Origin of the sequence: Dialister sp. UBA1703 (assembly GCA_002320515.1) — a bacterium.
GTDB lineage: Bacteria > Bacillota > Negativicutes > Veillonellales > Dialisteraceae > Dialister.
On sequence record DCJJ01000164.1, the window covers coordinates 117,172 to 124,553 of the forward strand.

Genomic DNA, 7,382 nt, shown 5'->3' on the forward strand with positions numbered 1-7,382 from the left:
ATGCAATTTATACGAATTATGTAAATAATTATACACTTTCATACCCTTTCTGTCCACAAGAAAATCAGGCAGGAGACATATTCCTCTGCCTGGTTTCTTACTGTATGTTTCTGTTCAGTTCGTCCAGTGTTTCCGCAAAGCTGCCGGAGAAATGGTCCATGAACCAGTCCACTTCCTCCATGTGGAGGGCCTTCAGCTTTTCTTCCGTAGCCTTGAAGGCTTCCTTGAATTCGCTGTTGCCATCGCGGATTTCTTCCATGCATTTCAGGTAGGCGCTCATGGTATCCGCCGCCTTGGCCAGGGGCCAGAGGGGATCCTCTTCCATGTCCACCACGTAGGGCTTGTAGGAAGGCCGCAGACTTTCAGGCAGGGTACGGAGCAGTTTTTCCCGGGCCTGATCTTCGATTTTCTGGTACTGCTCCCGAAGGTCGCTGGTGAAATATTTCACCGGCGTAGGCATGTCCCCGGTGAAGACTTCGCTGGCGTCGTGGTAAAGGGCCAGCAGCGCCGCCCTTTCGGGATTAAGATTCTTATAGAAGATGTCCCTGCCGATCACCGCCAGGGCATGGGCAATCATGACGGTCTGGAGAGTGTGCTCCGCATCGTTTTCGGAAATGGAATTCCGCATAAGGCCCCAGCGGGAAATATATTTCAGCCGGGCCATGAAGGCAAAGAAAGGATAGTTCATTCCATGCGCCCCCACTTTTCTCCGTAGAACCAGAAATGGTGCACCGGGCCGTGTCCGTGGCCTACAGAATCCTCTGCCGCCTTGGCAATGGCCCCTTCCATGTATTTCTTTGCTTCTCCCACAGCCTCCGTGAGCGTGAATCCTTTTGCCAGCCCTGCCGCTATGGCGCTGGACAGGGTGCAGCCGGTGCCATGGGTATTTTCCGTGGAAATCCTCTTCCCTGAAAATACATGGAATTCCTTTCCATCATAGAGAATATCCCTGGCGTCCTCCACGCTGTGCCCCCCTTTCACCAGCACCGCTGAAGGCCCCAGTTTCATCAGGGCCAGGGCCGCTTCCTTCATGTCCTCTTCATTTTGAATGGAAAGGCCTGACAGCACCTTCGCCTCCGGTATGTTGGGAGTGATGACTGTGCTTATGGGAATGAGCTTTTCCTTATAAACGGCTATGGCCTCTTCTTCCAGCAGCACGGCGCCGCTGGTGGCCACCATGACGGGATCCACCACCAGAGGCACCTTTTTCCCTTTAAGGAAATCGGCCACCGTCTCCACGATGGGAGCAGAAGAAAGCATGCCTGTTTTCACCGCCTTTGGCGGAATGTCATCAAAAACCGCCTCCAGCTGGGACTTCACCATATCCACCGGTGTATTCACCACCATGGAGACGCCCTTCGTGTTCTGGGCGGTCAAAGCGCAGATACAGCTCATGCCGTAGGTACCAAGGGCCGCAAAGGTCTTGAGATCCGCCTGGATGCCGGCGCCGCCGGAAGAGTCGGAACCGGCCACTGTCAATACGGGAATCATGGCTTATCCCTCCTTCTTCAGCTGGCGAAGGCCGGAGGTGAAATAGCCGATGAGCTTACCCTGGTTCCACTTCAGGTCATAGTCAATCACCGCAATGCCTGCCAGGTCAAACTTCACTGCCGCGCTGCAGATGGTGAGCAGGTAGGACTGGAGGAAAGGATGATGGCTTACCAGTGCAATGGGAGAACCGTCCTGCAGCAGATGATTCCTCACCATCTGCCAGTTCGGCTGGAGAAGCTCCTCTGCCGTATGGATTTCCTCGGCAAAACATTCCTCCGCCAGAATGCCCGCCGTCTGCCTTGTTCTCACATAGGGAGAGGTAAAAATGCGGATGGGATTTTCCTTAAGAAATCTGGCCAGAATGCGGGAGGACCGACGGGCCTGCCGCATGCCCTTAGGCGTAAGGCTCCTTTCCCTGTTTTCCATATCCTCCGTCTGGGGAACCGCTTCCCCGTGACGCATCAAAATAATATACATAAGTCTCCCTCCATTCCTTATTCCTTACTTTCCGAATCCCTGCCTACGGAGTAGGCATCTTTTTCCTTGCCGCTTCTTGCGTACTTCACAGACGGATTCTTACCCACCGTGGTGTAGGTCTGCTCCACAGGAGAACCGTTGGCCAGCACCTTGGAAATCACCACCCGGCCGTCCTTGATATGCACCAGGGCGGTAAGGTCATTTTTCATGCGGGTTTCTGTCTTCTTGCCCGTCTTGTCCTTCAGCTGTACCCGTTCCGACAGCTCCACCACCGACAGCTTCTTCAGCTGCTCCGGCAGCATGTACATACGGTCAGCAGGGAAATTGAAATGCACCAGACCGTCGGATGCGGAAATCACCCGGGTAATGATATACATACCGCCGGGCTTCCTGTCCGACGCGCCGGTAAGCTCCATCATACCCTCGCTGTTCTTATCAAAGGACAGGTAGATTTCCTGCCCCTTCTCCGGCGTCACAGACCCCTTCCAGGGTGCTTCGGTGAGGGGAATGTAAATGGGGAGATAATTTCTTCCATAAAAATCCCCTTTGAAATCAATGGCCGCCGGAACTTCGTACTCCGCCCCATCCAGCATGGTGGACCGGTAATCCCCCCGGATCCAGAACAGGGCGCCCGCCTCAATCACAAAAACCAGAGCCAGCAGGATCAGAGATAATTTTTTGGATATCATCGGGACCCCTCCTCTCCCTGCTCTTCCTTATCCCTATGGACAGGCGTCTTCTTTTTGGACGGAAGATACATGAAATAGCAGATTACCGCCGCCGCAAGACCGATACCCAGGAAGAAAAGCCCCCTCTGGGTAAAGGTGAGGGCCGAATCGATGACCCGTATGGCGCCGTCACCGGCCAAAAGGAACACCCCCGCCCAGCTCTGCACCGTCCGGTCTGTGAAAAGCCCCCGGAGAATAACGCCTCCCGCCAGAATGCCGGCATACACAGAAACAATGATGGCAGGCAGGGCACCGGAAGTTTCAAAAATAGACACCACAGCAGAAAGGCCCATCACAAAGGGCGTAAGCCCCGCCAGCACCGAAAGCCATTCCTTTTTCAGTGCGATGCGGAAAAGGAGCACCCCGTCCGCCGCCAGAAACAGGAGGAAAATGAACCACAGAGCGTAGCTTCCGGAAATATCCGCCCATACCGCCCCGTAGGAACCTTCCAGCAGCACCGCAAAAACCGCAATGCCGCCGAAGAAGCGGAGCGCATCGGCCCCCAGGCCGTAGGAACGGAAAAGTCCGCCCGCCATCCAGGTCAGCGCCGCCGCCAGGGAGAAGAAAATGGTCTGCCACAGCATATTTCCTGCAGACCAGAAAATGAGGAGCAGGATACCTACCGCCCACACCCAGGAAAAGCACACCACCGCCCTGTCCCGATGGCTTCTGAGCAGATGACCCAGAAGCCCCAAAGCCAGGAACATGTAAATCCAGGACGCCGCCTCCGGCCATCCCCTCACCGGCGCACTGTAGAAAATGCCCACCGACACAATCATATAAATAATGCCCATGCCCGCTGACTCCGTCACCACCGTCATGATGAGAAGGAGAAAGGCGGTAAAGGCCAGCGCGCTGTACAAATCAGAAGACAGCTTGAACGAGTCCCCTACCATCCAGAAAGCGCCTATCAAACATATCCCGTGGAGAGAAGCCGCCGCCTCCCGCAGAAAGACAGGGAACCTGTGAACCGGCCCTGAAGTTTTCTTCCGAAGAGGCAGGGCCTCCTCCCCATCCTCCTTTTCTTCCGGCAGCGGTTCCTTCTTTTTCTCAAAACCGCCGAAGGCCCCCCGGTCCACCAGCACTACCACCGCCATCAGCAGAAAAGACACCGCCAGCGGCGCCAGAGCCAGCAGGAACCGCTGATCCTGGTCCAGCCCGCTCCAAAGACTGGCGCAGAGGAAGAAAATCCCTCCGATAATGCATACCGCAGCCAGAATAAACAGCGCCTCCCTGTAAGCCGCACTGTCCTGCCTTTTATACCGGGAAAGTATCTTCTTTCCCGCATCCTCTGTAATGACCTCTTCCTTCACCCAGTGAGGAATCTCCTGCTTCAACCAGCTTCGATTCGACATACCTATCACATCCCGATTCATTTTATTCCACGGCAGCCGGAACTGCCTATCCATTCATTTACTTCCTCCTTTATTCTATACAACCGCAGGGAAAAAAGCTATTACTTCATGACTATCCATATAGAAACAGCACTGGCGAAGTCCCCTCGGAAATCCTGCAGGCGCCCATCCATGGAGCAGGAGGGAGGGGATGGAAAGGAGGCTGCTTCGCTTCAGTGCACTGAAAAATGGAAAACAAAGAGCATAACGGCCAGGGGTAAAATGAGGGGCAGGACTGAATGCCTGCCCTGTAGTATGTTCTTTTCCATGCAAAAAGGCTTCACAGATGTATGTGAAGCCTTTTTGTGGTGCCGATTTACCATGAAGCTGCACGTCGGGATGATGCAGGGACAGGCAGCATGCCATCATTTGAAGAATTTTTAGGAGAATACGGGAGCAATAAAAAACTGTAAGGAAATGATTCATATTTCCTCACAGTTCTTTTTTATTTCACAATAAGAACGGGGCATTTGGAGCGGCTCACCATGTAGCTGGATACGGAGCCCATGAAAATGCCTTTCAGGGGGCCAAGGCCGCGGCTGCCCATGACTACCAGGTCGCAGCCCTTTTCTTCTGCCATATTGAGAAGCACCGGTCCCGGAGATCCCACTTCGTACAGTTCTTCGTGGGCAACGCCTTCCGGAATCATGGCGGCCGCTTCTTTCAGATCATCTTTGCACTGTTCTTCCAGATCTTCCGAAAGCTTCGTGGTGAGACAGCCTTCGGCAATGGATACCTGGTCGAAGTTGCTCATGGCAGACACCATATTGCACACAGAGGCAATATAGAGGGTGGTGCCGTCTCCTGCCTTTGCCAGGTCTATGGCATGGAGAAGTGCTTTTTTCGCATGGTCGGAACCATCATAGGGAACCAGAATTTTTTTATACTTTAACATAAAACCCCCACCTTTCTTTTCCTGTGAAACGGGGAATCTTTTCTTTTCCTTATTATATCATACGCAGGAAAGGACAGGAAAGCGGAACGGTTTCATTCCCGCTGAAGAATTTTCTAAAAGATGAAGGTGTCGTTTTCCGGTTTTACTTTTTTATTGTGGAAGGGCACCACCAGGCCCATGTCGTTCTCCGCCTTCAGGCCTTCCATTTCCTGCCATGTAAGATGGTTGGGCCAGAGGGCAAACTTGGCCCGTCCGTTTTCGAAGAAGGAGCGAGCTTTGCCATAGCCGTGGATGCTTCCGGTGAGGAGCACTCCCATGTCCGGATGAGCCATGATAAGTTCCCTGCTGGAGGCCCGGGAGAGCTGGGCGTCGGTGAGGAAATAGATATTTCCTTTTTCTATGGTTTCATTATCCCAGCGCTGGAAAATGGAAAAGGGAAGCTCCGTGATTTCATCATGAACGAAATATTTCCGGTGCCCCAGGCGGAGCCATTCGTCATAAAGTTTGGGAGCCATGCAGATGCCATGGCCTCTGCCGAAGGTGCGGTGAAAGAGGATGCCCATGGAAAGGCCTCTGCCGTAATGGGGAACCGGCATGAGGAGGGGTGCGTCGTCCTTCATAAGGGCGGCGGCCTTTTCCACCACCTGTTTCCTCAGGTCGTCTCCCCGGTCTCTCCGGCTGTAGGCGGCATCAATCACCGCCATGTCGGCGTGAATGCCCCGCACCGAATCGCAGCGGTAGAAGGTATCATTTTCCCGGTAGTCGCCGGAGAAGAAGAGGCTGCGCCCTTCCATGGAAATAAGGAACCATACGGCGCCGGCACAGTGGCCCGTGCGTCCCCATTTCACTGTAAAGCCCGGTTCCAGCTCCAGCTCCGGCGCCGTGGAGTCCAGGATCATGGTGTTCCAGGGCTTGTAGTGAAGCTGCCGGTAGGTCTGGTTGGACATGAGCACCGGGCCGTCAAAGCCCTGCTTTACCAGATATTCGATGGCGCCAGTGTGGTCCCGGTGGGAGTGGGTAATGAAAAGGTACTCCGCCTTGTGAATCTGCTCCGGCATAATGTCCGGAATGCGGTCCAGCCCGTCGGTGGAGGTTCCCGCGTCTACAATAAAAGCGTGGCGGTCTCCCTCTACGTAGAAACAGTTTCTTCCTTCATCGCCGCATCCACCTGCTATAAAAAGCTGCATATCTCCATCTCCATCAGGGCCTGCTTACGGCCCGTTTATTTGATTGAAGTGCGCTGCAGCCGGTGTACCGCCGACTGTTTCCTACAAATCCGCACTTTCGTATCATAAAAACAGATAAAAGGAGCCCCGCCGAAAAAGCGAGGCTCCTTTGCTTCCTATGTTATTAGGATTATTATATAATTTTTACTCTTCTTTGTAAAGGAAATATCTATCAGTAGGATGTTTTGGATACACGATAGAGAGCGACGTAAATGTCTTCCGCCTCATCTGCCGGATCTTCAAAATTTCCCGGAAGCGGGGCTGCTTTGCCGTCGGGGGTATAGGCTCCTTCCAGCTTGTTCAGGATGCGGTACTTGATTTTCTGCCCCAGCTGGTCTGCCCCTACGGCGGTGTCGTACTGGAGGATGTAGTCCACCATGCGGTAATTGCCGTAGTCCGGCCAGGTAAGGGGATGCTTGTACACTTCCGCATAGAGGGTGGCGCGGATAACAGGAAGTTCGCCGGCAGAGGCCGGATCCCTTTCAATGGTGTCTGCGTCTGCATAAATCCTTTCCTCGTCGGAGGTATAAACTACCACATATTTATTGTAATCATTCATCATCTTGTCCGATGTGGGCACCTTGGCCGCCATGGCCGCACCGGGAATCAGGGCACAGGCCAGTGCCAGAGCTGCTAATTGTTTCTTCATTGCATATCCTCCTTTTGAATACCAGTCATTTTTAAGTCTATTATACCCTATGAAAGAAGAAATTGGCAAAATCGGGAAAAGAGTATTGTCAATTATTGTTATTTTATTTCATAAATGTGCTTGACAATAATCGTAAACCGTTGTATTATATAGTCGTAAACAAAAAGGAAATCACCATTGGCCGTGGTGGTTCCACTCATTGTTACCAATCTTTCTCAACAATCCAACGTCTCCAAAAAAGCCTCCCGCAAGGGAGGCTTTAGACGTGTATGGGAGATGAGTGGGCCAGCGGGCTAGTGAGCTAGTGTGGGCTGGTGAGCTGGTGATCCGGTGAGACAGCTTTCCGCTATCTGCTGTCCGCCGACTGGCATTTAACGGCTGCTGTACCACTAACGTCATGCACCGAGATTCTTCGCCCGGGGTCAGAATGACGAGTCCGGCGGGAAAGGGAACGCGAAGCGGTATACATATTCATCGCCGAAGGCGATACCTTCCCCCTGAGCGCAGCGATGCACAGCGAAC

General features: G+C 53.2%; 8 protein-coding genes. All 8 read right to left on the bottom strand.

The genetic code is table 11. The features are described from left to right. Positions 1 to 97 precede the first annotated feature (97 nt). The 8 genes from yfbR to B2Y11_RS08125 all read right to left on the bottom strand — a co-directional run bounded on the left by yfbR (position 98) and on the right by B2Y11_RS08125 (position 6,860). Positions 98 to 688 (bottom strand): 5'-deoxynucleotidase, encoded by a 591-nt coding sequence (gene yfbR, locus B2Y11_RS08090; RefSeq protein ID WP_291057950.1) that lies wholly within the window; start codon positions 686 to 688, stop codon positions 98 to 100. Next, positions 685 to 1,491 (bottom strand): bifunctional hydroxymethylpyrimidine kinase/phosphomethylpyrimidine kinase, encoded by an 807-nt coding sequence (gene thiD, locus B2Y11_RS08095; protein WP_291057951.1) that lies wholly within the window; start codon positions 1,489 to 1,491, stop codon positions 685 to 687. Before thiD ends, yfbR begins: the two co-directional genes overlap by 4 nt. A 3-nt stretch (positions 1,492 to 1,494) precedes the next feature. Next, positions 1,495 to 1,968, bottom strand: a complete 474-nt coding sequence (locus tag B2Y11_RS08100) for a SixA phosphatase family protein (protein ID WP_291057952.1) — start codon at positions 1,966 to 1,968, stop codon at positions 1,495 to 1,497. A 17-nt stretch (positions 1,969 to 1,985) separates the two neighbouring features. Further along, on the bottom strand, positions 1,986 to 2,657 hold the full coding sequence (locus B2Y11_RS08105) for a hypothetical protein (protein ID WP_291057953.1): 672 nt from the start codon (positions 2,655 to 2,657) through the stop codon (positions 1,986 to 1,988). Then, entirely contained in the window at positions 2,654 to 4,051 is a 1,398-nt protein-coding gene (locus B2Y11_RS08110; RefSeq protein ID WP_291057954.1) for a DUF2157 domain-containing protein, read from the bottom strand. The genes B2Y11_RS08105 and B2Y11_RS08110 overlap by 4 nt, the downstream gene beginning before the upstream one ends. A 484-nt stretch (positions 4,052 to 4,535) precedes the next feature. Continuing rightward, positions 4,536 to 4,985 (bottom strand): universal stress protein, encoded by a 450-nt coding sequence (locus tag B2Y11_RS08115; protein WP_008859931.1) that lies wholly within the window; start codon positions 4,983 to 4,985, stop codon positions 4,536 to 4,538. 113 nt (positions 4,986 to 5,098) lie between these two features. After that, the gene (locus B2Y11_RS08120) at positions 5,099 to 6,172 is read right to left on the bottom strand and encodes an MBL fold metallo-hydrolase (RefSeq protein WP_291057955.1); all 1,074 of its coding nucleotides are present in this window, start codon (positions 6,170 to 6,172) and stop codon (positions 5,099 to 5,101) included. 211 nt (positions 6,173 to 6,383) lie between these two features. After that, a complete protein-coding gene (locus tag B2Y11_RS08125) occupies positions 6,384 to 6,860 on the bottom strand; it encodes a hypothetical protein (protein WP_291057956.1) in 477 nt (158 codons plus the stop codon). Positions 6,861 to 7,382 lie beyond the last annotated feature (522 nt).

Bases quoted from the DNA above. Each gene is read 5' to 3' on its own strand.
- thiD (WP_291057951.1), bottom strand. From the start codon at position 1,491: ATGATTCCCGTATTGACAGTGGCCGGTTCCGACTCTTCCGGCGGCGCC.
- yfbR (WP_291057950.1), bottom strand. From the start codon at position 688: ATGAACTATCCTTTCTTTGCCTTCATGGCCCGGCTGAAATATATTTCC.
- B2Y11_RS08110 (WP_291057954.1), bottom strand. From the start codon at position 4,051: ATGTCGAATCGAAGCTGGTTGAAGCAGGAGATTCCTCACTGGGTGAAG.
- B2Y11_RS08105 (WP_291057953.1), bottom strand. From the start codon at position 2,657: ATGATATCCAAAAAATTATCTCTGATCCTGCTGGCTCTGGTTTTTGTG.
- B2Y11_RS08120 (WP_291057955.1), bottom strand. From the start codon at position 6,172: ATGCAGCTTTTTATAGCAGGTGGATGCGGCGATGAAGGAAGAAACTGT.
- B2Y11_RS08100 (WP_291057952.1), bottom strand. From the start codon at position 1,968: ATGTATATTATTTTGATGCGTCACGGGGAAGCGGTTCCCCAGACGGAG.
- B2Y11_RS08115 (WP_008859931.1), bottom strand. From the start codon at position 4,985: ATGTTAAAGTATAAAAAAATTCTGGTTCCCTATGATGGTTCCGACCAT.
- B2Y11_RS08125 (WP_291057956.1), bottom strand. From the start codon at position 6,860: ATGAAGAAACAATTAGCAGCTCTGGCACTGGCCTGTGCCCTGATTCCC.